This is a genomic window from Microcoleus vaginatus PCC 9802 (assembly GCA_022701275.1).
Lineage (GTDB): Bacteria > Cyanobacteriota > Cyanobacteriia > Cyanobacteriales > Microcoleaceae > Microcoleus > Microcoleus vaginatus_A.
Genome location: CP031740.1, coordinates 2403882 through 2430437, shown reverse-complemented (window position 1 = coordinate 2430437; position 26556 = coordinate 2403882). Strand labels below are relative to the sequence as shown.

The 26556-nt window shown below is 46.8% G+C and carries 21 protein-coding genes and 3 pseudogenes; 9 read left to right on the top strand and 15 right to left on the bottom strand.

Annotation, left to right across the window (positions count from 1 at the left end; all coding sequences use genetic code 11):
• Positions 1–8: 8 nt before the first annotated feature.
• From D0A34_10000 to D0A34_09990, 3 genes and pseudogenes are all read left to right on the top strand, one after another.
• Positions 9–725 carry an HAD family hydrolase gene (locus D0A34_10000; protein UNU19156.1) on the top strand — a complete coding sequence of 239 codons (717 nt, stop codon included), beginning with the start codon at positions 9–11 and terminating at the stop codon, positions 723–725.
• Between the two features lie 251 nt (positions 726–976).
• The gene (locus tag D0A34_09995; GenBank protein UNU19155.1) at positions 977–1600 is read left to right on the top strand and encodes a DUF3859 domain-containing protein; all 624 of its coding nucleotides are present in this window, start codon (positions 977–979) and stop codon (positions 1598–1600) included.
• Between the two features lie 146 nt (positions 1601–1746).
• Positions 1747–3513 (top strand): annotated as a pseudogene (locus tag D0A34_09990) (asparagine synthase).
• Here the strand turns inward: D0A34_09990 and D0A34_09985 are convergent.
• Positions 3406–3705 (bottom strand): hypothetical protein, encoded by a 300-nt coding sequence (locus D0A34_09985; GenBank protein ID UNU19154.1) that lies wholly within the window; start codon positions 3703–3705, stop codon positions 3406–3408. The pseudogene D0A34_09990 and the gene D0A34_09985 overlap by 108 nt on opposite strands.
• Before the next feature lie 28 nt (positions 3706–3733).
• On the opposite strand from D0A34_09985, the gene D0A34_09980 reads away from it, so the two are divergent.
• The 3 genes and pseudogenes from D0A34_09980 (at position 3734) to D0A34_09970 (ending at position 6408) form a co-directional block, all read left to right on the top strand.
• Positions 3734–4975: a decarboxylase gene (locus D0A34_09980; protein UNU19153.1), complete on the top strand. Its 1242-nt coding sequence runs from the start codon at positions 3734–3736 to the stop codon at positions 4973–4975.
• Between the two features lie 113 nt (positions 4976–5088).
• Positions 5089–5325 (top strand): annotated as a pseudogene (locus D0A34_09975) (hypothetical protein).
• Positions 5326–5550: 225 nt separating this feature from the next.
• Positions 5551–6408, top strand: a pseudogene (locus D0A34_09970) (hypothetical protein).
• Between the two features lie 319 nt (positions 6409–6727).
• Here the strand turns inward: D0A34_09970 and argJ are convergent.
• The 4 genes from argJ to D0A34_09950 form a co-directional block, all read right to left on the bottom strand.
• On the bottom strand, positions 6728–7969 hold the full coding sequence (argJ, locus tag D0A34_09965) for a bifunctional ornithine acetyltransferase/N-acetylglutamate synthase (protein ID UNU19152.1): 1242 nt from the start codon (positions 7967–7969) through the stop codon (positions 6728–6730).
• A 514-nt stretch (positions 7970–8483) separates the two neighbouring features.
• Positions 8484–8678: a hypothetical protein gene (locus tag D0A34_09960; GenBank protein ID UNU19151.1), complete on the bottom strand. Its 195-nt coding sequence runs from the start codon at positions 8676–8678 to the stop codon at positions 8484–8486.
• A 601-nt stretch (positions 8679–9279) separates the two neighbouring features.
• The gene (locus D0A34_09955; protein UNU19150.1) at positions 9280–10812 is read right to left on the bottom strand and encodes a right-handed parallel beta-helix repeat-containing protein; all 1533 of its coding nucleotides are present in this window, start codon (positions 10810–10812) and stop codon (positions 9280–9282) included.
• A gap of 433 nt (positions 10813–11245) precedes the next feature.
• On the bottom strand, positions 11246–11581 hold the full coding sequence (locus D0A34_09950; GenBank protein UNU19149.1) for a 30S ribosomal protein S6: 336 nt from the start codon (positions 11579–11581) through the stop codon (positions 11246–11248).
• 15 nt (positions 11582–11596) lie between these two features.
• Here D0A34_09950 and D0A34_09945 point away from each other — a divergent pair, with 15 nt between their 5' ends.
• Entirely contained in the window at positions 11597–12514 is a 918-nt protein-coding gene (locus D0A34_09945) for a carbohydrate ABC transporter permease (GenBank protein UNU19148.1), read from the top strand.
• A gap of 372 nt (positions 12515–12886) precedes the next feature.
• Here the strand turns inward: D0A34_09945 and D0A34_09940 are convergent, their stop codons facing one another.
• The 7 genes from D0A34_09940 to D0A34_09910 form a co-directional block, all read right to left on the bottom strand.
• A complete protein-coding gene (locus tag D0A34_09940) occupies positions 12887–15421 on the bottom strand; it encodes an HDIG domain-containing protein (protein ID UNU19147.1) in 2535 nt (844 codons plus the stop codon).
• A gap of 117 nt (positions 15422–15538) precedes the next feature.
• Positions 15539–15790, bottom strand: a complete 252-nt coding sequence (locus D0A34_09935; GenBank protein ID UNU19146.1) for a hypothetical protein — start codon at positions 15788–15790, stop codon at positions 15539–15541.
• A gap of 73 nt (positions 15791–15863) precedes the next feature.
• Positions 15864–17012 carry an ADP-ribosylglycohydrolase family protein gene (locus D0A34_09930; GenBank protein UNU19145.1) on the bottom strand — a complete coding sequence of 383 codons (1149 nt, stop codon included), beginning with the start codon at positions 17010–17012 and terminating at the stop codon, positions 15864–15866.
• Between the two features lie 167 nt (positions 17013–17179).
• A complete protein-coding gene (aroQ, locus tag D0A34_09925; protein UNU22236.1) occupies positions 17180–17620 on the bottom strand; it encodes a type II 3-dehydroquinate dehydratase in 441 nt (146 codons plus the stop codon).
• 542 nt (positions 17621–18162) lie between these two features.
• Entirely contained in the window at positions 18163–19419 is a 1257-nt protein-coding gene (locus D0A34_09920; protein UNU19144.1) for a competence/damage-inducible protein A, read from the bottom strand.
• A 173-nt stretch (positions 19420–19592) separates the two neighbouring features.
• Positions 19593–20648 carry an undecaprenyl/decaprenyl-phosphate alpha-N-acetylglucosaminyl 1-phosphate transferase gene (locus tag D0A34_09915; GenBank protein ID UNU19143.1) on the bottom strand — a complete coding sequence of 352 codons (1056 nt, stop codon included), beginning with the start codon at positions 20646–20648 and terminating at the stop codon, positions 19593–19595.
• 454 nt (positions 20649–21102) lie between these two features.
• A complete protein-coding gene (locus tag D0A34_09910; protein ID UNU19142.1) occupies positions 21103–22386 on the bottom strand; it encodes a serine hydroxymethyltransferase in 1284 nt (427 codons plus the stop codon).
• A gap of 168 nt (positions 22387–22554) precedes the next feature.
• On the opposite strand from D0A34_09910, the gene D0A34_09905 reads away from it, so the two are divergent.
• Positions 22555–22752: a hypothetical protein gene (locus tag D0A34_09905; GenBank protein UNU19141.1), complete on the top strand. Its 198-nt coding sequence runs from the start codon at positions 22555–22557 to the stop codon at positions 22750–22752.
• A 142-nt stretch (positions 22753–22894) separates the two neighbouring features.
• Positions 22895–23368 (top strand): hypothetical protein, encoded by a 474-nt coding sequence (locus D0A34_09900; protein ID UNU19140.1) that lies wholly within the window; start codon positions 22895–22897, stop codon positions 23366–23368.
• A 69-nt stretch (positions 23369–23437) separates the two neighbouring features.
• Here D0A34_09900 and D0A34_09895 read toward each other — a convergent pair whose 3' ends face one another.
• The 3 genes from D0A34_09895 to D0A34_09885 form a co-directional block, all read right to left on the bottom strand.
• Complete coding sequence (locus D0A34_09895) at positions 23438–24211, bottom strand: FAA hydrolase family protein (GenBank protein UNU19139.1); 774 nt, start codon at positions 24209–24211, stop codon at positions 23438–23440.
• 102 nt (positions 24212–24313) lie between these two features.
• Positions 24314–24913 carry a 5-formyltetrahydrofolate cyclo-ligase gene (locus D0A34_09890; GenBank protein ID UNU19138.1) on the bottom strand — a complete coding sequence of 200 codons (600 nt, stop codon included), beginning with the start codon at positions 24911–24913 and terminating at the stop codon, positions 24314–24316.
• A 96-nt stretch (positions 24914–25009) separates the two neighbouring features.
• Positions 25010–26437: an ATPase gene (locus D0A34_09885; GenBank protein ID UNU19137.1), complete on the bottom strand. Its 1428-nt coding sequence runs from the start codon at positions 26435–26437 to the stop codon at positions 25010–25012.
• Positions 26438–26556: the final 119 nt, after the last annotated feature.

The following is a 26556-nucleotide window of genomic DNA, read 5'->3' as shown; positions in this document are numbered from 1 at the left end:
AATAACAAATGACCAAAGTAATTTTTTTAGACGCCGCCGGTACACTATTTGATGTTCGCGGTAGCGTCGGCGAGGTATACGGACAAATAGCCCAGAGGTTTGGAGTAACAGTTAAGAGTGAAGAGTTAAATGCAGCATTTTCCCAAAGCTTCGCCTCAGCAAGTCCGATGGCATTTCCAGGGATAGAAACAGCCAAAATTCCCGAATTAGAATTTGAGTGGTGGCAAACAGTTGCCGCAAAAGCATTCCAAATAGCAGGAATTTTTCACCAATTTTCCGACTTTTCCACATTCTTTGTGGAACTCTACGCTCATTTTGCCACCGCCGAACCTTGGTCCGTCTATCCCGACGTATTGCCAGCATTAAATAAGTGGCAGCAACAAGGAATTGAATTAGCAGTAGTATCGAATTTCGATTCCAGAATTTATCCAGTATTAAAAGCACTAAATTTAGCTGATTATTTCACATCAGTGACAATTTCTACCGAGGTTGGTGCAGCAAAACCAGACTCTAAAATTTTTACCGCTGCTTTGCAAAAGCACAACTGCACTGCCGAGAAGGTGTTGCATATCGGCGACAGCTTCAAAGCAGATTATTGCGGTGCTAAAAATGCGGGATTAAACGCAATTTGGTTGAATCGCCAACAGGAAAAAATAGATTCAGGAAAGTTTAATTTAACTGATTCCCAAAAAGTAGAAGAGTTTTCTAGTCTGGATTTTATATAAGTCAGTCCTAGACACACTCACACAAAAAACCCGGTTTTGCATGAGTCCCGATGCGTCCAAGACTATAAATATGAATTTTATGAGGTTAAGGTTATGATTTTTATGAATTGACTTAGAGAGCTGTTTATTGAATAATATGAGTAATTTAACCGCAGAGAGCGCAGAGGGCGCTGAGTTCGAGAAGAGAGAGGCGATCGCTATATTTAACTTTCTAGTGGGAAAGAACATTACAGATACTAATCGTGAACTTTATGGAAACTCGGCTCACTCAAACTCAGTTAGCACAGGTAGTCGCTGAAATCGACAAGTTATCGCAGCAGCGCGAGTTAGAATTGGCCCCAGATCAGGTAAGAGAAATTTTACGAGAGTTGAATCTTCCTGATGAGCTTTTAGAAGATGCGATCGCCCAAATGCGCCGCCGCGAAGTCCTAGAAAAACAGCAGCGACGCAACCGTTGGATCGCGATCGCCTCGACAGCCGTTGTCATCTCTGCGATCGGTATAGGCGTGCTGTTCGGGCAAAATCAGCAACAAAAAACTGCTCAAGTTGTGGGAGGAGAAGACAGGATTGCGCTATCGAAAAAAGGTGGTGACAGCCTTACTCAAGTCAACCGTCTAATCAACCCCCGCATCTACTACCAGGTGACGTTGAAAAATGCTCCGATCGGTCGTGACTTGTCTTTACAATGCGACTGGATTAATTCTAGCGGTCAAACTGTGCATCAGGGGAGGTATCAAACTCGCACGATCGATACTGCGGTTTGGAATACGCACTGCTTTTACGATCTCGGCTCTGCAGCAGCCCCAGGCAAATGGGAAGTTCGGATGTCCCTGGATGGGCGCGCGATCAGCACTGAACCTTTCACTGTGAAATAAATAGACTTATCCAAAAAAGCCTGTTTTGAACAGGCAAGATGCCTGTTCCACAAGGATTATGGGAGATATCTAAATAGACTTATCCAAAAACAGCCTGTTTTGAACAGGCAAGATGCCTGTTCCACAATAATTATTGGAGACATCTAATGGGTGCGATCGACAAACCTTCACATTTTATCGGCTACTGGGGAGAGGACGATCGCACAAAAACGCTCAGCCGTTTAGTCCCAGACTACTGCATTCGGCAGGGCAAATTATCCCAGTGGGCGATCGCCTCTGCATCTGTACTCACGGCTGACACAGTGACGCTGAATGCTTGCGGGCGATTTCAGCCAACCGATTTACCGGGAGATGCTTGGGCGGCGGTAGAAGCGAAACAGCTACGGCTGGGGCGCGATCCGTTTGGGCGAGTGCCGCTTTACTGGATGCAGTTGGGAGAAACGATTTGGTTTTCGACGCAACTGCAATTGCTGCTACCGCTGATTGCTTCCCCTCAAATTAGCCCGATCGCCCTACACAGCTATGCTTGTTTTTCCTACGTACCCACGCCGTTAACGCCGATCGAGCAAATAGCATCCGTAGCAGCCGGAAGCGAGATGATTTGGGAAATCGCCGATGTTAACGATCGGCCGAAAGTACGCGCGGCGAAGCTATCCTGTAGGGAATCGCTGCAATCGGCTTGGCAAGAAGCGCCCCAATTACTGCGCCGTGAGGATGAGGCGATCGCACAGTTGCAAGGGCTGTTGCAAAAGGCGATCGATCGACAAGTGGCCGATTTGCCGATCGACGAACCCGTAGGCGTTTTACTCTCCGGTGGCATCGATTCTTCCCTAGTGACGGCGCTGCTAGTGAAAGCGGGCTTGCAAGTGCGCGCCTATGCCCTCGATTTTGGTGTCGAAGCCTATTCCGAACTGCCCTACGCCCAACAGGTGGCGGACTTTTTCCAGATTCCGCTGATCCGGGTGGCGGCGACGGGCGATGCAGTGTTGCGGGCGATCGCGCCAACCGCCAAAGCCCTCGATTTACCCTATGGAGATGGCACAACAGCCGCCCTGTTTTTGCTCAAACAGGCGGCGGCGCAAGACGTGCGAGTTGTATTCAATGGCGAGAATGGCGATCAGCTATTTGCTGGATGGACGAACAAGCCTTTGATTGCACACGGAGTTTACACTGCAGAGCATCCCGCCGGAAAAGAAACTTTTGAACAGCAATATTTGCGGACGTTTCAGCGATTTTATGGTTATGAAAAACAGATTTTTTCGCCAGAAATGCTCGATCGCATCCAGTCTCACGATTTAAGCGTTTACCTGCAAGACGCGATCGATCCCGAAACCTGTCCTTCCCTGCTAGCGAGGCTGCGGCGCGCTTCGCTGATGCTCAAAGGTGCCCAAAATATTCAGCCGAGGGCAACGGCATTGGGGTTTGCTTGCGGTTTGTGGGTGCGATCGCCCTTCTGCGACCCCGACCTCACAGCATGGACGTTTCAACTGCCAGGAGAGCTGCTGCTGCAAGGTGCGTGCGAAAAATACATCCTCAAAAAAGCCTCTGAACGCTGGTTGCCGCCGGAAATTGTCTGGCGGGAAAAGCGCGGGATGGGTGTGCCGTTGAAGGTTTGGTATTACCGGGAGTTTTGAGCTGCGATCGGCGATCGGCTGAATCCGAATCTGTTGCGATCGCAAAATTGCTGGCAGCCCCATTTGCCCGACTCAATGTTATCGGGACAACTCGGAGTTGCTATGCGCGATCGCTATATTGGCAATAATCTCTGGCTGCTGCTGATGTGGCAGGCATGGCGAACCGAGGTTTTAGGCGAAATTCCGGGCAAGCGATCGCTGGATCATGTGTTTTGGTTGCCACCGGCGATCGGGCAGCGCATTTGGAAATATCGAAGGAGGTTGACTGTTGACTGTTGATTGTTGACTGTTGACTGTTGACTGTTGACTGTTGACTACTATTCCCTCGATTTTACAATCTTTCTTCTTCCATCTTTCTTCTTCCATCTTTCTTCTTCCATCTTCCATCTTTCTTCTTCCATCTTCCATCTTCCATCTTCCTTCTTCCTTCTTCCATCTTCCTTCTTCCATCTTCCTTCTTCCTTCTTCCATCTTCCTTCTTCCTTCTTCCTTCTTCTATATGACTGAATCTTTGCTACAGAATGAAACCAAAATACATTCGCCGCCGTTCTCGGAAGCATTAGCCCAGCGACTTTTGTCAACTTATGGTTCGCCCTTATATGTGTATCAGGCCGATCGCCTCCATCAAACCCTTGAGCACATTACGCGATCGATCGACTATCCGCACGTTCAGTTTCATTTTGCCACCGTCACTAACGGCAATATTGCTCTGTTGAAATTGATTCAGCAGGCTGGTTGGGGGCTACACGCGAATACACCAGGGGATGTTTTTTTAGGACTGAAAGCGGGTTTTACGAGCGATCGCATTGTCTACACCGGCAGTAACCTCAATAGGGCGGATATTCAGCAATTGATTGAATGGAAGATCGATCGATTCAATTTCGATAGTCTGTCGCAACTCCAGGATTTTTGCGAATATTCGCGCAGTCAACCGCGATCGATCCGTGCCGAAATCGGACTGCGCCTCAACTCACCGGAATTGACGGGAGACAGTCGGATTGGAGTGCGTCCCGCCGAATTCGAGAAAGCCAACGAAATCGCGCAGCAGCAGGGGTTGAGGATTACCGGATTGCATTTTTATCGGGGGACAGGAACGAACGCCACGAGTGCTTTTACGCAGGCGATCGATCGCCTAATTGCGATCGCCCAACAGTTGCCCCATTGGCGAACCCTCGATTTTGGCGGTGGTTTTGGCTATCCCTATCGAGGCGGTGCAGTGTTTGACTGGCGGGAGTTTGGTGCGGCGATTACTGAACGATTGAGTGCGCTATCTCGCCCGATCGAGTTGGTGATTGAACCGGGACGATCGGCGATCGCAGGTTGTGGCGTTTTGCTTGCAAAAGTTGTGTCGGTGAAGTGGTTGGGTGATGGCGTCCCGCCCCGCAAGCTACGGCAAATTGTCGGCGTCGATACGACTGTATCAAATCTATCGGTGCCTGCGGTGCACGGGGGCTATCGGGCGATCGCAACTTGGGAAACTGGCGATGTATCGCGACATGAAACGGATATTTGTGGCAACACTACTTATTCGCGGGATTATTTGGGGCGCAACTGTTGGCTACCGAAACTCAAAATTGGAGATGCGATCCTGATTTTGGATAGCGGGGCTTACGGCTATGCGATGTCGTCGCATTTTCTGCACCGCCCCCGCCCTGCTGAGGTGTTGATTGATGCTAAGGGCGATCGATTAATTCGACAGCGAGAAGACTATTCTATCTTGTTGAACGGGCAAATCTTTTAAACCAAACTATTCATCTCTCTCTTCCTCTGCGGCCTCTGCGGCCTCTGCGCTTAAATCATTCCGAAACAACCGCCAACGATATAAATCCATTAAATTAATCAGGAGTAAGCGAAATGGGAATGAAATGCGTCCAGTGTCAAACCGACAACATTTTGAGCGATCGTACCAGGAACTCAGGTCGCTGTAAACGGTGCAACCATCCGTTTGTCTTTGAACCGACTACCGTCACTGATAAAAAGTTGGCATTCACCGATCCCTTTTTCAAGAAGGCGATCGAAAATATTTCCAGCCAAAATATGTTGTTTTTTACGCACAAACAGTTTTTGTATTTTATTGACCAAAAGCTTAAATATCGCGTCCCACCAACCACTTGGATTGTTTTATACTTCTTTTATAGCGGAGTTGTGGGCATCTTCGCCCTTACCTGGGCTACTGCTATTTTTCCGTCACAATTCGCAGTGGTTATTCCCTTCGCTCTCTACAATTTGATTTGGATATGGCGAGTTTTCTACGACAGCAAATCTCCTGCTCAAGGTATTCGCGGTCGAAAAAATAATGCTAAACTCCTCCAGATTTTAGGGGGAATTATTTTAGTTCTGGGCATTTCAGGAAGCCTGATATTTGATTATTTTTCAGGATACATCGTAGCGATTACACTAGGGCTATTTTCCTACTGGCTCGGCATTTCACAAAAAAATCGCCTACACGAAATTAGTGAAGTATTTATTGTCAATGCAGCGCAGAATGATGAGTGGCTACAACGCTGGCAAAGAGTGAACGGTACACTAGAAAAACTGCTGCCTGCACCTCGCCAAGAAGCTTTACGCGCCAGCATCGATCCCGAAGTTAGCGCCTACAGCTTCGATCGCGCAATTATCTGTGACAGTGACGAAATAGCTCAATTCCTCATTGCCAACAACGTCCATTTTGAAAACAACTGCGCCATTCTAAGCATCAGCGGCTATCCCCAAAGCATCTTCAACACCGTGATTGAAATGCTGCGCCGCAATGCCGATTTAAAAGTGTATGCACTGCACAATGCGAGTCCTGGTGGGGTTGGTTTGGTAAATCAACTGCGGACTAATCCCGAGTGGTTTACGAATCAAGCGGTGACCATTTTTGATTTGGGAATTTCTCCCCGTCAAATCTTAGCAACCCGTGATATGTTTGTGCAACAATCTCAAACAATGGCACAAATCGCCCGTCAATTACCCGAGGCTGTAAGGCAAAGTTTAACAACAGAAGAACTAGCATGGCTGGATGCAGGCAATTTTGTGGAATTAGAATCATTTACGCCGCAGCGGTTGTTGCGCTTGGTGAATTATGGACTTGCCCAAAGTGGCGAGCCACAGGGTAACGAGGGCTTAATATTAGTGGATAATGCTGTCGGGTATGGTGGTGGCTATGTGTTTGTCTCCGATAGTTTTGGTTAGGGCGTGTTTTCAAACTTTATATTAGACTTATTAATAATAAGCTTAAAAAGTCTTGAAACTTAGTCTGAATAAGATTTTTAGCGCTCTTTTGTTAAAATCATAAAAAGCTGATCTCTGTAAGGGCTTTAGCGATTTTAAAATGAGGAGCAAAAAAGCTGAGATTAACTCGGTGAGTAAAGGTTTGAGATTTTTGGATTTCCCCCCAAGGGGGGAAATTTAGTTTAAATTGTGTGAAATTTGCCTTCAACTTTCTCTCGTCTGTTTTTGTTTGTGTAGGCGCGGTTTCTAACCGCCCGGACTTCTAACCGCCTGGACTTATTTAAGTCGTATACTCCGCATTAATCTTCACGTAGTCGTAACTCAAATCACATCCCCAAGCTTTCGCAAAACCGCTGCCATTCCCGACACTAACCTGAATTAAAACCGTATCAGCCTTCAAATATTCCCCCTCCGCAGCCGCTTTCATATAATTACTCGCAGCAGCGCGATCGAACTCTTTAGGTTGTCCGTTTTCCATCATCAAAAAATCCCCCAATTGAATCCGCAAATTCTCTTGATCGAAAGGTACACCAGCGCGCCCAGCCGCCGCCGCAATTCTGCCCCAATTCGGATCGCGTCCGAAAATAGCAGCTTTTACCAAAGAAGAACCGACAATTGTTTTGGCAATTTTACTCGCAGAAACTTCATCCAGCGCGCCACTAACTTGCACTTCTACCAAACAAGTTGCACCTTCGCCGTCACGGGCGATCGCCTTTGCTAAATGCACGCAAACTTCTGTCAGCATCGCTTCTAATTTTTCAGCATCTGCCCCCATTTCCGTAATTGCCGGTGTGCGGGATTGACCATTCGCCAAAGCAATTAGCGAATCGTTGGTACTGGTATCGCCGTCAACAGTAATTTGATTGAAACTTCTGTTAGCAGCCCGACTCAGCATTTCTTGCCACAAATGCGATGACACTGCTGCATCGCAAGTTACAAATGCCAGCATTGTTGCCATATTCGGGTGAATCATTCCCGAACCTTTGCAAATGCCGCCGATGCGGACAGGTCGATCGCCAAACATGGTTTCCAGGGCGATCGTTTTCGGCACTAAATCCGTCGTACAAATAGCCTTAGCCGCCGCAGCGGAACCAGTTTCGGATGCCTCAGCGACTAATCGCGGAATTCCCGCCCTCAGCGGCTCCATTTTAATTCGCTGTCCAATGACGCCAGTGGAGGCCAAAAGAATAGATTCTGGAGGAATATTCAGCGCTTCTCCCAACAATTTGGCACTTTCGAGGGCATCTGCCCAACCTTGTTCGCCAGTAGCAGCATTAGCTTGTCCCGCATTGCACAAAATTGCTTTCGCGCTGGGTTTAGCTTGCAAAAGCTGGCGGCAGTAGTCCACGCAAGCAGCCCGGACAGTCGATGTGGTGAAGACTCCGGCGGCGATCGCGTCTACCTCTGACAAAATTAAACTTAAATCTGGCAAGCCTGAAGGCTTCAAGCCCGCTGTAATTCCCGAGGCTCGATACCCTCTGGGTGCTGTAACTCCGCCGTCAATTTCTTTCCAGTCCGACATGATGACCTCCCTAGTAGCCTTCAATCTGCTGAAAGGGGATTATACCATTTTAGATTTTAGATTTTAGATTTTAGACTTTGGCGTGAGCGCTCAGTCGAACGATTTTAGATTTTAGATTTTAGATTCCCCATTCTTTGGAGCCCAATTTCCCATTCCCCATTCCCCATTCCCAATTCCCATAAAACTAATCGCGACTTCCAATCTAGAGTTAGAACTCAAGAAGAAGTCGCGACGGTTTTGTAATTGACATTATTAATTTTTAGCTGGCAAACAACAAACTCGATTCAACTATCTCGCCGTTGAAAAAAGGAGTTATTTGCGATCGATACTCGCTGGAGAGACAGCCTCTAAACCAACTTCAGCAGCCACACGGCTCAGCATGGATTCCTGACGGTTTTTGACGAGGTGTTGATGGCGCATCATCAGGGTGCGGGCTTGTTCTTGAGTTGACATAACTGATTTCTCCCAATTATAGGTAATAACTTCGTAGACAATTGTCGAAATTGAGCTTGCCCTAGCTCATAGTGGCGTTGCTGCGATCGTAACTGGCTTGAAAGCTCGGCTGCGGTTTGCCTTGTATGTGACCCCAGTAATGCGTATCTTCCATCCCGACTTCGGTGGCGGTGCGGTTGAGCATGGATTGCTGGCGGTTCTTCACCAGTTGGTGGTGGCGCATCATCAGAGAGCGAGCTTGATTTTCGGTAGACATAGGGAGTTCCTCGGTATTCTTTAGATTAATGTTGGGCTGGTTTTTTCTTCTCTTCTATCACTATAACAGACAATTCTGTATCTAAAGCTACCAAATTAAAATTGTAACAAAACTTTACAATGGGGCTATGGGGCGAGAATCTCGATCGAGGTTGCAGGGAGTGCGATCGAGCTTGGGCTAGTTGATTCAGACCCAACCTCAAGCAGCAGTTGGCAAAATTTGACAATATTCCACTTCTAAGAGCCACATTTTAGCGGCTACCTAATTGCCAAGGGCAAAAATAACTTTATAGTTTGGTTCAGAGTTATAGATGCAGAATTTTGCCTCTCAAGAAAGTAGAATTTGCCTTAGTTAACAGTAAACTTAATAAGTAGCTAAGTAGGTAGGCGCTGTCAAACACAATTATGTTAAGGATTGTAAAGTATCCTTATCCCTAAGCGTGGCTAAGGTAGCCCTGTTTACATATTGTTACATAACTCGATTTAATCCCGCTTACCTACTTAAATCATTATTATTGAGTTGTGTAATTAATTTTGTTTAGGTACTTAATACAACTATTAACAATTAATTATTACAGACACAACTTATTTTAATGAAGGGTTTATTGGGGTAAATCAGGAAATTGAGGTGGGAACTTACCCTGCCACCAAAAATGGGGTTTTTCTCCATTGGGAAAAGCTCCAACTCTCATCTGAGATGTTTTAGAATTAGCAGTTAATGGGGTTGGGTTACTGACCGGAGATTTTAAGTAAAAATTCCCTTCTTCAGGATTAACAAATTGAGGTTCTTCTCTGACTGCAGCAGTTCCATTCGTTCCATAGATATTAGCATAGTTATCAGGAAGCCATCCAGCATAAATCGGACGGGTGGTGTTATTTTCTCCAAAGATTAAGTTCTGGCTAATCTCAATATCTTTTTGACGAAAAATCTTTTCGATGTCAGAGTTAGCCGCCAAATAGCGATCGCTATAACCGATTTGAAATCCCCTATTCTTGCTAAAAATATTATTTTTGATTTCAACATTTTGAAGATTATCAGAAAATAAATATAACCCTCCAGTAATCCAAAAAAAGCTTTCTCCTAGGTTCGGTTTACCATAACCATTATGATGAACCGTATTATTATAAACTTTAATATTATGCCGTAACCCATCATTTCCCCATCGGGCAAAGAGAATTCCGGTTCCCCAGTTATCATAAATTAAGTTATGGTGAAATCGAATATTTTTTGCTTCTGCTCCTCCTTCTACTGCTAAAGCAAATCCTGCTCCATTACAATCATGAACAACATTATTAAAGACCTCAACATCTTCTAAGACTCCAAACCAACTATCAACATATAATCCCTGTCGTGCCATGTGGTGAATATAGTTATGATGGACGGTTCCATATTTACTCTTTTCTTTAACATCAATCCCTTCTTTTTTCCCATCCTTAACTAAGTTATAAGCAACTTCAAAATTTTCAACCCCACCGATTGAAATTGCTTCATGGGGAGCTTCTGGGAAATCATTTAAAAAGTCAGCCATCTTCAGATCGTTTGCATTAATAACCGTATTTCCCATTACTTTATAGTGATCACCCCACCAAACACCAATACCTGGGGAAAATGTATTTTCTGTTTTATTATTATAAAGGTTAATAAAATGGCTATTTCTAACTGTAATCCCAGAATTATGGGAATTAATAACTTCTAAATTTTCGACTTTAATATAACTAACATTTTGTAACAAAAATGCACCTTGATCATGAGGATAATGGGATTTCTTACCAGAGGGAGGCTCTACTTTAACTGCATCCGCATCAATAATAACCCGTTGTTCAGGATAGGCTCGATAAGTAATCCAAGCCTTTTCTGTCCCTGAATTTTTAGCTTGAATTTGTTCGGTGAGGCGATAATTTCCCCCCCGAATATAAACTGTTTCACCCGCTTTTAATACCCCCGCTGCGTGATTAATTGTTGACCAAGGATGCTCAAGTGAACCGTTATTTGTATCACTGCCATTTGGTGCAACATAAAAAACATGAGGAGGGATTTGTGCTAAAGTTTGCGATGTCCAGCACTCGCCACTAATCGCCAATAGAAATCCTGCTAATACTAACGTGATGAACCTATGAAGGGTTTTTCTAATCATGAAGTCTTTTTAGGCAGCATTTAATCCTCACTGTTTAAACATTAAAGCACTTTCGTAATTTTGTAAATCTAGTAAGTAGGTAGGCGCTGTAAAACACACTTATATTAAGGATTGTAAAGTATCCTTATCCCTAAGCATGGCTAAGTTAGCCCTGTTTACATATTGTTACATAGCTCGGTTTAATCCCGCTTACCTACTTATAATTTCAATTAACATCAAGTCCCGCCCTTAAGAAACTATGCTGTACCCACAATTACAGAGATCCCCCTAGCCTCTTTTTCAGGAGGATGCCAGGGGGAGGGAAAGGCTCTGACGTTAGTTTTTCAAGTTGTGTGTACAGGGTAGCCCTTAAGAAAGGCGTGCCGGGGCATAAGCGGCCCTAATCGTCACACAGTAGAGTGGTACTACATAAGACCTTAAGTTGACACGAATGCTACTCGGCGACTTCAGCTTCCGCTTCCGCTTCAGGTGCATCGGGCACATCTTGCTTGATTGTCAAATAGCGAATCACTTCTTCGCTCAGACGCATCGCGCGCTCCAGGGTAAAAATTGCAGCGCCCGGAGCTGTATAGTTCATTTGAACGTATACTCCGTCCCGGTGCTTGCCGATTTCGTAAGCCAAACGGCGCTTGCCACGGTGCTGAGTTTCGATGCTTTCAGCACCTTGATCGCGCAAAATAGTTTGATATTTAGCGATCGCCTGGTCTGTCATTTCCTCACCCAAATCAGGGCGCAGAATGTACATAGTTTCGTAAATAAACGGTTTCATGGCAATAATCCCCTTATGGACAACAAGGCTTCTCACGAAGCAAGGACTTATTATCATATCCCAACAATGAACAATCTCAAAACTAAAAAACCAAATTCCCCAAACAACACTCCCTCGCCGTGGAGCACCCTGTGGACGTACAGCATCATGAGCGCGATCGCACTTTTAATGCTGTTTCCCTTGCTGTGGCTGCTCAGTACCTCCCTCAAATCCCCCAACGAAAACATCTTTCAATTTCCCCCGCAACTGTGGCCACAACAGCCAACCCTCGAAAACTTCATCAAAGTTTGGCAAACCAACCCCTTCGGCAGTTACCTGTTCAACAGCACCCTAATTGCCGGCCTCACAGTTAGCATCCACGTCCTCTTTTGCGCCCTCGCCGCTTACCCCTTAGCCCGACTCAAATTTCGCGGCCGCGAAGCCATCTTAATCACAATCATTTCCACAATCATGATTCCCTTCCAAATAGTCATGATTCCCCTATACATATTGACTGTACAACTCGGACTAAAAAATAGTTATTTAGGGGTAATCTTTCCCGGACTAGCCTCAGCCTTCGGCATATTTTTATTGCGACAAGCATTCCTAGCAGTTCCCAAAGAACTAGAAGAAGCCGCCCGCATCGACGGCTGCAGTGAATTAGGCATTTGGTGGCACGTCATGATTCCGGCAATTAAGCCAGCTTTAGTCACTCTAGGAATTTTCGTATTTATCGGTTCTTGGAGCGACTTTCTGTGGCCGCTGCTAGTTTTAGACAGACCGGAATATTACACTTTACCTTTAGGGGTAGCCAATTTAGCCGGGACCTTTTCTTTAGATTGGCGTTTAGTTGCGGCGGGTTCTATTATTTCTATTGTTCCCGTTTTAGGGCTATTTTTGCTCTTGCAAAAATACATTGTGCCAACAGAAACTGCTGCGGGAGTCAAAGGATAGAATTAAGATAAACAATCGGCATTTATCCGCGTTCATCGGCGGTTAAAAATTAAAATCTTTTGAACTCACAACTCACCAAATTTATTTGTGATGTAGGAACGGCCCCAAATCCGCTGGATTGTTGACGGCGCTGCGGTTGTAGATACTATCATCGCTTTTGCAAATGCGATCGATGCCGAAGACTGGCAAAAATTGCGATCGCACCTAGCCGGCGAAAGAGATATCGACTCTTCGGAGTTTTGAGGAATCAAACAACCTGTGGTAATTGTCAGCGACAATTCTGAAGTGCATCGTTATTCGCGGGGCAAATCGCAATGAAATCTCATTCACAACTGAAATGCGAGCTGATTTTCCCTAACTAAAAATTTCCTCCTACCTAGGAGTAAAAACTGCACTAGGGTAAGCAATCCGCTTGTGATTGAACTGTTCCCAAACCCGCACAAAAATCTCCGCAATTAGAGACATATCCTCCCGCGTTAAACCCGAATCCATCAACTGATTATCCTGCCAGCGAGCCCTCAAAATCCGATTAACCATATTCAAAGCCTCTTCATGAGTAGCATCCTTGAGCGATCGCAAAGCAGCCTCGCAAGAATCCGCCAGCATCAGAATCCCCGTTTCCCGCGACTGCGGAATCGGCCCATCGTAGCGAAAATCCTCCTCCCTCACTTGGCGACTTGCGATTGCTAACTTTGAATTATTCGCATCTGGCAAAGCAATCTTTAAATCTTCTATTTCTTTTGCAGCAATTTGCTGCGCTTGGTGGTAGAAATAAGCAATTAACATTGTACCTTGGTGCTCGGGAATAAACGCCTGAATTGCCTTCGGCAATCGATGCTTCCGCGCCATCACCAAGCCCTCGCTAACGTGCTTTTTAATAATCTCCGCGCTCGCCCAAGGGTCATTAATTTCATCGTGTTTGTTACCCCCGCCCATTTGATTTTCACAAAATCCGAGGGGGTCGTGCATTTTTCCAATATCGTGGTATAATGTCCCAGCTCTGACCAGCTCAACATTGCAGCCGAGTTCCCGGGCCGCAGCCTCCGCCAAACTCGCCACAAACAGCGTGTGCTGAAAAGTCCCCGGAGCCTCGGCAGCCAATTTCTTCAACAGCGGGCGGTTGGGATTGGCAAGTTCCGCCAGCCGAGTCGGCGTAATCAAGTCAAAAACGTGTTCCAAATAAGGGCTGATGCCGATCGCCACAACGCTCCAAGCCAAACCGGCCAAACTTTGCGCGCCCACAGTACCGAGCACGACGTACCAAATCGCACCGACAGCGGCGCTGGCAATCAAAGTTCCCACCAGATAAACCGTGCCCTGAGTCAACCCAAGAGCCAAGCCCAAAAGAGCCAATTCCTCGCGCGATCGCAGCCGCCCGGCCATAAAAGCGCCCAGCAATCCCCCCGCCCCGCTAGCGACTAAATGAATCAACTCCACATTTAAGCCAACGGGCAGCACCACCGACAGCAGCCCCACCACAGTCACTCCTACCGCCGAACCGTAGAAGCCGCCCGCTAAAATCCCGATCGCGGGCAAACTCGTCCAAGGCAGCCCCAAACTCACCAGCACCGGCGCGCTCAAAGTCAGCAGCAGCAATAGCAAATGATCTCTGCGGCGCAAGCGGTAGTGCCTTTCCACCAGCAGTACGATCGCAATTGCCCCCGCGACTAAACAAACAAAACCCGTCAGCCCCAGCCAATTTACCCCCCGCCGGCTTAAACCAAAATAGTCCAGCAACACGAAATCCTGCTGCGAGATCTCTTGTCCTTGTGCAACAATTATCTCGCCCCGATCGACTGCGATCATCACCGGTTTCACCTTTTGCGCCGCTAATTCAGCTAACTCTTTGGTTTCCTCCGGATCTCTCACCAGATTTGGCTGCAAAATGGCTGTTAAACCCTCAACCGCCAAAGCTTGGGACTCTAACGGCACTTCCTCAGCCACTTGCAACTTCACAGCTTCTTTCAAAATCTCCTTTGGCAACCCCTGCGGGATACCTTGAGCCACCATCCTTTTTGCCGCCCGACTCATACCGGTTTGGGTTTTCTGCCAAGCTGCATCCGACAAATCAAACAGCGAAGTATCGTAAATCTGTGGGAGCCCCAAAACCGATGGTTCTCCCAGCGCCTCCACAGCATGGAGATAGCGGCGGCGAGCAGAGGAAATACTGTCTGTCAGGCTTTGAAACTCTGCTGCCCGGACCGATCGGCTGTAAGCTTGCAGTTGAGCGATAGCATCTTGCTGAGACTTGTTATCTGTTGCCGCAGCAATTGCGGGGGAATCCAAACTCAATCGCTCGGAAGTTGCACTTGTGTCACCCGCTTGCGCCACAATAGATCGCCACTCCCACTCCGGACAGCCCCGCAAGTAAACCTGAGCCGTATTTGAGAGCACCGAGGGACTCGCAAACGGAAACGGGCCTACCGCTTCCCGCAGCTCGCTTCCCTGCTGCAAAAATTGTTGTAATTCTCGATAAATTTGTCCGTCAACTGCTGGATCGAGCATTAACATCGCTACAGCTCCGATCCGCGCTGCTTTCCGCTGTTCTTCAGTAGTTTTGTAATCAGGGATGCTAGCACTAGCAGGAGCCTTAATCGTCTGAGGAGCTTTCGTCCCCACATCCAGTTTCGGCTGGTTGTAGAAGCGGTGGCCCAGAGTGCTGCTTAGGGAAACTACCGCGACCAGCGCCAACATAGGGGAACGAGCTTGATTTTTGAGGCTTGATTTGGAGGCTTTACTTGTAAATCTAGTAGTAAAAGTCTCGGGCAAATCCCATTTCTGGCGCGACAAACGGCTCAGGAGAGACCCGCCAGCGCGTGAGGTATCTGCTTTGCTGCCGACATTTTGCACTTTAGCAATGTGTTGGCGCAGTGAGCGCGCAGCCCCTAGCTGCTCAATCTGCCGCATCAATGAGGAGAGCGTATTCATTTGTGTCGAAGATATATCACTGTTATCCAGCAGCTTTGTCAGAATTTCTGACTATGCATCTTGATTGATTTTATGCGAACTACCCTGGCTGAATATTCAACCCCCCAGCCTACTTTGCCTGACTATGGCCAGCAGTTGGGTTTCCTGACTGTGACCAACAACGCAAGCACCTTTTTTCCTTCCCTTGTCCATCTTGAACAGAACTCGCGCGCGAGGCCTACAAACCCTGTTTCTCCGTAAATGCTTCGTTTCCCAACCCCATATTCTCGTTGAAACCCTGTTTTTTGGGGCAGGCGCGTCCGATTTAATTTTTGAGTTTTTAATATTTAATTGTCGCTCTCCTTCCACTTGCGCTTTTGGCTTACTAATTGCTAAGTGCTAATTTCTGCTTACCCCTCCCTATGAAAAGCTCAAAACTTTTTTATATATTACGAGGTCTAATGACATAAGGTGCAGCCACCGCTCGGGCTAGTGCTGCGGAATCCTGGGTGGCATCGGGCCTGTAAACTCCCGCCCAAACAGCAAACAGGTTATTTGCTAACTCTACAATTTTTGCATCGCTGCGGGTTTCCCAGACCGAGGGTTCAGGGCCCTCAGCTAGCGGCACCGATGTAAGCGCAGCCGAAGATACTTGTCGCCATTCTACAGGAATCGCAGCAACACCGTTGTATGCTCCAGACAAAGCTCCCGTCAAAGCGCAGGTGAGTTGCCCGGCTATGCCGCAGCGGGCCGCCCGCACCACTGACAAGCGTAAATCTTCTGGGGTGTTCAAGAAGCAGTAGAAAGCTACGGCAATGGGAATGAAAATTCCCGGGTTGATAATTGAGTTGGTGTGTGATTTTTTCTTGCCCTCGTCCTGTCTTTCTCGCAAAGCTGTGGCGCTTTTGCACAGGTGAGTTGTGGCTGTTTCTAAATCGGCTCCCTTTTCTAATAGTATTTGTACTTGCAGTAGCAGCTCTGTTAAGCCATGATCTGTTTTCACGTAGGCAATTGTTTGCTCGATCGCTGTTGCCGGGTCAAGTCTTTCTTTGAGAGCTCGGGCGAGCATATATGCTACTGCTAAAATTGCTGTTTCCCATTCTGGCTGCTTTTCGTTGGGCCAAACCTCTATCGCCAGCATGATTTTTTCTCGCAGCTTGGCTTTATTTTCGTGAAAAAACATCGCAGCAGGAAGCGTCGCAACGGCAGCTTCACAAGGATTAAGGATGCTTTCAAACTCAGTGCTTGGCCGATGGTAGATTTCCGACTTGGCAAATGCTTCCCAAGTATCGCGCCAATCTTTTAAATCTAAACCGCTACACCGAATTAAACTTTGAGCGCACGCCACCGCAAGTCTCCCGGATTCGGATGAGTCTTTGCCACTTGGGATTTTACTGTTGACAGAATTCAACGCCAATGTTGCCCCACTTAAGGTCAATTGTTGGTGTTTCGTCAGTTGTAAAATCGGCTGCAAGTCTTCTGTTTGGGGGGGAATACCCACGAGTTGCCTTTGGTATTGCAGGCCTATAGAGTCTCCTAAAACTGCCCCCAGGATGGTTCCTTGAAACTTGCTCAACAGGGAATGCCGCATTTGAATTTAACTCAAGTTGTTAGTAATTGGTAATTGGTAATTTAGAATTCTTCCTGGTTTGCTTCTTTGCCTAACTCTTGTGATTAATTTGAATTCACCCCAAACATATAAGGGCTGGTTTTCCATCTAAAACCTGCCCTCATCCGATCGCTACAATCGGTAAATTTTTAATTTTTAATCAGGTAACTAACTAGAGCTTGCAACCCCAACCGATAACTTTCTGAGCCAAAACCGCTGATTTGCCCGATCGCCACCGCTGCGATAAACGAGTGGTGCCGAAAAGCTTCCCGCCGGTAAATATTGCTCAGATGAACTTCTACCGCAGGGATATTCACTGCGGCGATCGCGTCTCTAATTGCCACACTCGTATGAGTATAAGCTCCAGCATTAATCAATAAGCCTTGGTGCTGCCCTAACATCGAGTGAATTGCATCCACCAAGACCCCTTCATGATTCGACTGCTGAATTGAGACTTGCACCTGGAGGGCTTGCGCTTCTCGTTCTAGCAACTTGTTGATATCATTTAAAGTCGCAGAACCATAAACTCCAGGTTCTCGCTGACCCAATAGATTCAGATTAGGGCCGTGAAGTACCAGGATATTTAACAATTTTAAAATTTCCAGCGCAACAAAAACTATGAGAGTTTTGACATGAGATTTAGAACCAGTCTGCCACCTCAAACCTCAAACCTCAAACTTCTAATTCAGTCCCGACTACCTGCGATTCCTCGGTTGGTTGACAGGTATACGAATCGGTTCTAGTTCCGGTTCAGGTTCGGGACTCAGCAGTCCTTCTATCAGCTTGCGAACCCATTCTTTAATTTGTTCCAGCACCTTTTCAATGTCTTCCATTGAACGGATAGCTCCTTTTTTTATAGTCTAGATTGCTAAACCAACGGCTAAATATCTGAAAATAAGCAAGCACGACTTTGAAACCAAAGGTCAAACTTGCTTTCTCACTTGCTGGTTATTTTGAGCAATGGAGAGAGTCAGTATATTGGCCAATCAGTCCTATCTTATTATCATAACGAATCTTTACAGATAATCAATAGGCCAGCGGAATATTGCCGAACTATCTCGGAGTAGAGAGTGTTAAATAAAGCTTAAGCTTAGGGTTGACTGTTGACAATTGACCAACCGTAGGATTTTTTCTACGCTTTTGCCAACAATAATTTACGGCGGAGCCGATCGAGCGCCGTACAGCTACTCAGATTCCGAATCCAATCGCGGCCTCTGGCATCGCCAAAGCGGTATTCAAAACTTTCTGCGTCGCCGTGGGGCCCTGCTAAACCAACATAAACCAGTCCCACTGGTTTAGCATCTGTGCCGCCTCCGGGCCCGGCGATGCCTGTAATGCTCAATCCCCAATTGGTATTGAGGCTGGCGCGAACTCCCGCAGCCATTTGTTTTGCCACTTGGTGGCTGACTGCCCCAAATTCCGCTAAATCTTGTGGATTAACACCTAATAATCCTTCTTTGACCCGATTGTCGTAAGAAATTATCCCACCTAAAAAGTAGCATGAACTGCCGGGAACTCCAGTTAGCATCGCCCCCAATCCTCCTCCGGTGCAGGATTCAGCCACGCTAAGAGTTTGCCCCGCATCCAGCAACAATTGGCCCACAGTCGAAGCCAGGGTATCGCTATCAGCACCGTAACAGTCCGAGCCCGCAATTTGGCGCAATTGTTGTTCGATCGGCTCAATCAAGTTTTTCGCAGCCAGGGACGACTCCGCGCGGGCCGAAATCCGCAGTTTGACTTCGCCGTGATTGGCGTAGGGAGCTACAGTAGGATTAGTTAAATTCAGAAAACTATCTACTTTTTCGGCCAATGCCGACTCAGCAATCCCCCAAAATTTTAATGTCCGGCTGTAAATAGTTGCGCTGCACCAGCCGGCATTTTTCAGGTAAGGAACCGCGGTTTCTTGCCACATCAAGTGCATTTCCGCCGGTACGCCCGGGAATGTCATTACTGTCACGTTAGAAACCGGCTGCCAAATAATGCCCGGTGCAGAACCGCTGCGGTTCGGCAGAATGTCCGCACTTTCTGGAATTAAAGCTTGTTTGCGATTGCTGGGACTCATGGTGCGTCCCCGCTGGGCAAATTTGTATTCGATATCGGCAATAATTTCCGGCTTTTCGATGAGAGGAACCCCAAAAAAATCGGCGATCGTTTCGACTGTCAGATCGTCTGGTGTGGGGCCCAGGCCTCCGGTGAAGAGCAAAAGCTGCGATCGGCTGACAGCGATTTCTAACACTTGTTTGATGCGTTCTGGATTATCCCCCACCACTGTTTGATAGTAGTGAGGGATTCCCAGACTCGCTAATTCTTTGGCTAAAAACTGGGCATTGCTATTAAGAATATCGCCTAACAGCAATTCAGTGCCAACACAAATAATTTCAGCAACCATTATTCGATTTTAGATTTTAGATTTTAGATTTCGGATTTTAGATTGGGGAATTGGGGAATTGGGGAATTGGGGAATTGGGGAATTGGGCATGGGGCATTAGAAATTATTTTTATTCTTTCTTCCTTCTTCCTTCTTCCTTCTTTCTTCTTCCTTCTTCCTTCTTCCTTCTTCCTTCACCTAGCGTGTCTCCAAACTTTCCAGCTAGCATATCCCAGCAAACTTGTTGCACCCATAGCGTAAATTACGCCGCTGGGAAGCGAAAAAGCTAGGGCTAAACTTCCTACCCACAGTGTCAGCGAGTAAATAAATAAAACCGCAAATCGATGGGATAGTCCGGCTTGTAGAAGTCGGTGGTGGAGGTGGCGCTTGTCAGCAATAAACGGTGACTTGCCGTTGCGAAGTCGATCGAGAATCACCGCCGACATATCTAAAATCGGTACAGCTAAAATTAAATATGGCAGCAACACAGAAGTAACAGCCGTAGTTTTAACTAACCCAATTACTCCCACTCCAGCAAGAGTAAACCCGATAAAATAAGCCCCGCCATCTCCCATAAAGATTTGAGCCGGATTGAAGTTGTAGCGCAGAAATCCCAAGGCCCCGCCAGCTAAAGCCGCTGCAATCAGGGCCGCCGCCGGTTGGTGCATCGCCAGACTGACAATCAGCATTACAACTGCTGCAATCCCTGAAACTCCGGCAGCTAAACCGTCCAAACCGTCAATCCAGTTGATGGCATTCGCCATGCCTACAAGCCAAATCACGGTAATTGGCAAGCTCAGCCAGCCAATATTAGTCAATCCCAGGGAGGGAACTGTGAGAAACTCAATTTGTACGCCTGCCATCCAAACGATGCTGGATACGCCAATTTGCATGAGCAAGCGTTTTAATGCCGAGAGCGAAAATAGGTCGTCTGCTAAACCGATGAGGAAGAATCCGATGCCACCGAGGGTGACTCCCCAAATTTCGTATTCGTCTTTGGGATTGAGAACTTGTCCGTTAGCATCGATGAAGCCTCCTGAGAGCCAGACAAATAAGAGGGCAGTGATAGTGCCGAGAAAGATGGAAACTCCTCCCAGGCGCACCATCGGGCGCTTGTGGACTTTTCGCTCGCCTGGCCGATCGACTCGCCCGCTTTTGAGACCAATTTTTTTGACTATTGGCGTACTCCAGAGGACGATGATCGCAGAAACCAGAAAAGCGAGTATGTGGTACAGATACTGGTACGGCATCTGAAATCAATTTTAAATAGTGCGGGGCAATTAGGCTGTCAGGCAGAGTCTACTACATTTCAGATGGCTTATAACAAGGAAACATCTTGAAGAGCGACTGGGGGTTTGGGAGTCGGAGATTTGCCGCAATGGCAGTTGCCCTGGGGCGAATTGTGAGGTTTTTCATTCATAACTCTCGAATTAACGATTGGAAATATCGACTCTTTCGCGAGCAAAAAAATCAATATTTGGCGAGCGAGCTCAGTTGAGCGGTATCTTTCGCAACCGACAAATACCGTTAGTCAAACCAGCCCCGCCCGACAAATATCTTTACTAAAAACCGTATTGGCGATCGATATTTTTGGTGAAAACCGCTTGTCAATATCGCTACCGGCAACTCTCAATCTTTTCGTGCTCTTTTACCCTTTTACCCGTACACTTCCAACTACCAATTTCCCATTGCCGATCAGGAAAATTAAGCTAATGCCGGCACTTTCAAGTACAAGTGGGGATATAAGGGGAAGCGATCGCACAGTGCTGCTACTCGACGCAGGCAGTCGGCGGCGACGCTTTCATCATCTGGATTTAGCAGGCGATCGGCAATAATATTGCCAATCTCGGTAAATTCTGCTGTTCCCATTCCCCTGGTGGTCATCGCCGGCGAACCGAGTCTCAAACCGCTGGTGACAAAGGGCGATGCCGGATCGAAAGGCACGGTATTTTTATTAGCAGTAATATTCACACCGCTGACTAATTGGTCCGCTTGCTTGCCTGTCATATTTACCGATCGCAAATCAACTAGCATTAAGTGATTGTCCGTGCCGCCGGAAACGAGTTTTAAACCCCGCTGCTGCAACTGTGCAGCTAAAGCGCGCGCATTTTCAATTACTTGAGCGGAATAAGTTTTAAATTCAGGCTTTAAGGCTTCGCCGAAAGCTACTGCTTTGCCCGCAATGACGTGTTCTAAGGGGCCACCTTGAGTGCCGGGGAACACAGCTTTGTCAAACTTTTTACCTAATTCCGGGTCATTAGTCATAATCAAGCCACCACGGGGGCCGCGCAGGGTTTTGTGAGTGGTGGTGGTGACTGCGTGACAGTGGGGGAGGGGGTTGGGGTGGTGCCCTGTGGCGACTAACCCGGCGATGTGGGCGATGTCGGCGAGCAGGTAGGCTCCGATTTCGTCGGCGATCGCTCTAAACTTCTCAAAGTCGATAATTCGCGAATATGCTGAATAGCCACAAATTAGCAATTTCGGTCGGTTTTCTTTGGCAAGTGCCAAAATTTCGTCATAGTCGAGCTGTTCTGTTTCTTGGCTGACGCCGTAGTGAAAAGCTTTGAACCATTTCCCGGATACGTTGACCGGCGAACCGTGGGTCAAGTGTCCGCCGTGGGACAAATCCATGCCCATAATTCCGTCTCCGGGTTCCAGCAAGCTCAAAAATACTGCAAAGTTGGCTTGAGCGCCGGAGTGGGGCTGGACGTTGGCGTGAGCGGCTCCAAAGAGCTGTTTGGCGCGGTCGATCGCGATTTGCTCGATGCCGTCAATAAATTCGCAGCCGCCGTAGTACCGTTTCGCTGGCAGTCCTTCGGCGTATTTATTGGTCAGCACTGAGCCTTGAGCTGCCATTACGGCTGCGGAGGTAAAGTTTTCGCTGGCGATGAGTTCTAGGTGGTCTCGTTGCCGCTGGAGCTCTTGCCCGATTAAATCGGCAATCAGCGGATCGGTTTTGGAAAGGAATTCTAAGTTAGTGTCCGTCACAATAATCAACCTCTTGACAATTTTGGGATTGGGAATTGGGGATCTTATACCCTACTACGGATTTCGCACCATTGACATAAATATTACGTTGTGTTCAGGTTAAGCGGTTTGTCCCCAACTCCTGACATACAATGAAATTACTGGTGTGAAGCCTGCCGGAGGTATCAAATGTTAGTCATTTTAATGGAAAATCAGATGCTTGCCCCTCAGTGTGTTTGCCAAAGTTGTTTGCTGGCAGATCGCACTGGCCAACCGCGCTGGAGCGGTGGAGAGCTTCGCTGCGGACATCCAGTTGCTAAACCTACGGAAAATTTGCCCGATCGGTACGAGTGTCAAATGGGCTTCGTCATTGCCAATATTAAATAAGAAAGCCTGCCGTTGGTAGTTGAGGCTGCTCCGTGCTGAGTGAAAAGCAAGTTCCGGCAGAGTCGAAACACAAACCCTGCTGCTGCGTTATCCTGAGTTTAATGGAATTAATAGTTAATCGATCGACTCAGGAGAGTTCATTATGACTTGGCGCGGGTCTACAACTGTTCGAGACCGGATTTTTGCTTCTTTGCCTTATTTGCTCCCGCTGATTGACGGGCTTGCCTTTGGCAGGTTTCTGTTTCAACAGTTTCCTGTCCTGCAACTGTTGTTGATACCGCTAGCTCCATTGATGCAGATTTATAGTTTGCCCTTTGCTAGCTTGATTATCTTCTTTGCTCTGTATTTAGGAGTAGTTAGAAACGAAAACATCAGTCACTTCATTCGTTTTAATGCGATGCAGGCGATTCTTTTAGACATTGTTTTGATGCTGTGCGGTCTGGTTTTGCCGATTTTTTCTAACGGCGTCCAAGTCGCATTTATTGCGGAAACTCTTTATAACATGGTGTTTTTGGGCGCTTTTGCTGCATTTGTATATGCAGTCGTGCAGTCGCTTTTGGGACGCTATGCAGAGATTCCTCCGCTTTCGGATGCTGTTTATATGCAGGTACGTTAGTCAATTGGCAGTTGACGGTTGACTGTTGACTGTTGGTTCTAATTACCAATTTCCAATTCCCAACAGCTACTAACAACTGACAACTGTATTTTCAAGGCTGCCAATGCCTTCTATTTCGATGCGGACTCGATCGCCTATTTGTAGCGGCCCTACTCCTTGCGGAGTTCCAGTCAGTATCACATCGCCTGGAATTAGGGTCATTACTTGACTGATGTAGGAGACGAGAAAGTCTGGCGAAAATACCATGCGATCGATCTGGGATGACTGTACCGGTCGCTCGCTCTCATTGACAAAAGTCTGCAATTGTGCAGCAGGACTCAGTTCGCGGACAATCCAAGGCCCCAACGGACAAAATGTATCGAACCCTTTGGCCCTCGCCCACTGGTTGTCCCGCTTTTGCAAATCTCTGGCTGTTACGTCGTTGGCGATCGTATAGCCCCAAATTTTGCTATGTGCTTGTTCGGGAGTGCAGTTGGTACAATGTTCGCCAATTACCAGGGCCAATTCTCCTTCGTAGTCTACCCTTTCCGACTGCTGTGGATAGCGAATCGCTGCACCAGCACGGATGACAGCACTCGGAGGCTTGAAAAACAGCAGGGGTTCTTCCGGTACTGGGGTTCCCATCTCGGCGGCGTGATCGACATAATTTTTGCCTACGGCTACAATTTTTGAGGGAGAACACGGGGCGAGAATTTGGTAAGTATCTGGTGAAAGTTCCAAATCGGTTGGTTGTCCTTTTAACCAGGGCGGTGCATCAAATACTTGAACGCTGTGGCTGAGTTGCAGTAAACCGTAATGGATGTGTCCTTGTGTTGTTTTTACTCGAACGTAGCGCTGGGCCATAGTATTTTAGATTTTAGGTGTTAGATTCTAGATTCAAAAAGACTTGTGCAAGTCCTAAATAGAATATATATAAACATGGATCTAGGGATAATTTCTGAAAATTTATTGCTCGATCGACCTTCTTGATTTTTGCTGTACGATTGTCAAATCGCTTTCCGTGCAAATTCCGTGCAGCGGTTTATCCCAGGAGTCAACTGGTAGTTGGGCAAGCAAGGCAAATTCAAAGATAATGCCGATCGTAATTTGTGATTCCCACTCAGCTAAACTGAGCATTCTGTCGTAATAGCCACCGCCGTAGCCCAAGCGATACCCGCGAACATCGCAGCCTACACCGGGTACGAGGATTAAATCTACTTCTGAGTAATCTATTTTAGGAGCATCCGGCAGGGGTTCGAGTATGCCATAAGCTCCAGTATGTAAAGCGTCTCCGGGCTGCCAGATGTGCCAAGATAGCTCTTTGCCGACACAGCGTGGAAATCCCCATTTGCGGTGAGTTACAAATAGGGGACTTAAATCTGGTTCTTGGCGACAACTGAAGTAGGCGAGGATTGTTTTTGCTTCGGTGAATTGGGGCGAGTTTTGTAGGTGATTGCAGATGCGATCGCTCTTTTGTCTCCATTCTTGTGCTGATAGGGATTTGCGGGTGTTGAGGAGCGATTTTCTTAATTCTGTTTTAGTTAATGAAGGTTCAGCAGTATTCATATTTCATATTAAATCATCGCTGCCGGTAGGGACACGGCATTGCCGTGTCCTCAAAATTGGGGACAAGGCATTGCCGTGTCCCTACAGATATCGTGGCTAATTAACTGGATTTGAAACCACATATTGTTTCACCACAGGACAAACGCTGAATAGCGTTTCATTCTCCTGTTCTTCTATTTCAACGAACGATCGCCTCCCCAAAGATTGCAGCCCGTTGAATAACTCGGAGGGCGATAAATCCGCATCTTTTAGCAACTGCTCTATTGAAACTGGATTCACTTCGTGGCTGAGCTGGGAGATTAGCTTTTTCTCTAATTCTGACAAACGATTTATCTGCGGGTGCAATGTTGCTGCCAATTCTTCCCCTAAGAATAGCCTATCATATTTTAAAAATTCTGCAACCCTACCTCGGAATATTTCCTGAATCGTGGTGGCGACTATTTTCAACCACAATGGATTGCCTCGGTAGGCGTTAATTAGGTTTTCCCATTTTTCGGGATTGAGTAACCTTTTATGTCGGAAAATTTCGGTAGAGGCTATACCTATGCCTTTGAGTTGCAAGGCGCGCACTGGGGAATTTTCACCTTTTAAGGCGGTAATTTCTCTGGGTGGTTCCCAACTGTTGAGGATTAAACAACTGTTGTGGGTTGTTTCTCCGATTTGTCTGAATAGAATGCTGTAATTTTCGCATTCTGGGCGGTAATTTCCTGCTAGTTGTCCGCTGCTGAGAATGGTTTGCACGTCGTCGAAGATGATGAGACAGCGGTTTTTTCGCAGATATTCCATTAACAGGGAAAGTCGATCGGGGATGCTGCTAGAGAGTTCGATTGCTGGTTTATTTAAGAGAAATTCTAGCAGAGTTTTTAGGGTAGTTTCTAAGGGTGGGGAGTGGCGGAGACTTCGCCAGATGACGCATTCAAAGTTATGCTGAATTTTTTGTATTAGGTGGAGGGAAAGTGCGGTTTTGCCAATGCCGCTTATTCCTAATATGGCTGCAAGGTTGCACTTGTCTTCGACGATAGATTTTTCGAGGGTGGCGAGTTCGGATGTGCGTGAAGCGAAGCTATCGCCATCAGGCGAATCGCACAATAATGAAATATGAGGTGCGTCTGCTAAGTCTAGTCTGGTTTGGGGTTGGGAGGTGTCTGAGGTGGGGGTTGAGGGCGATCGTTCTTTTGGAACTTCGGGAGGTTGCAAAGTGTCTCCACAAACATTGACATTATTAATTTGTGTACAGTCTTTCGCAAACTTTGATGAAATAATTGAGAATCGACATCTTTCTAATGTTGTTTTAAAATTTGATTTATTGAGTTCTTCACCTAAGACATTAGAGAGAACTTGCCATAATTCAGAGGCTACATTTCTGACATGACCTTCAGTGCAGTGAAATTCTTCTGCAATTTTAGAGTATCTTTGACCTTTCCATGCACCCCGCAAGATAGCTTCTTGCAGATCGTCCAAGTGTTCTCCTGTTTTGGCGAAAACCAGCTCCTCGGCAAATCTCAAGACTTCTTTAACGTCCATTGGTCGAGTGGTGTAGGGTTTTTTCTTATTTTATCAGACTTTTTATGACATTTTCTGACATTTCTGACCAATTCAGACATATCGCTCGTCTCAATTGCTGATAAAATTTGACATTTTAT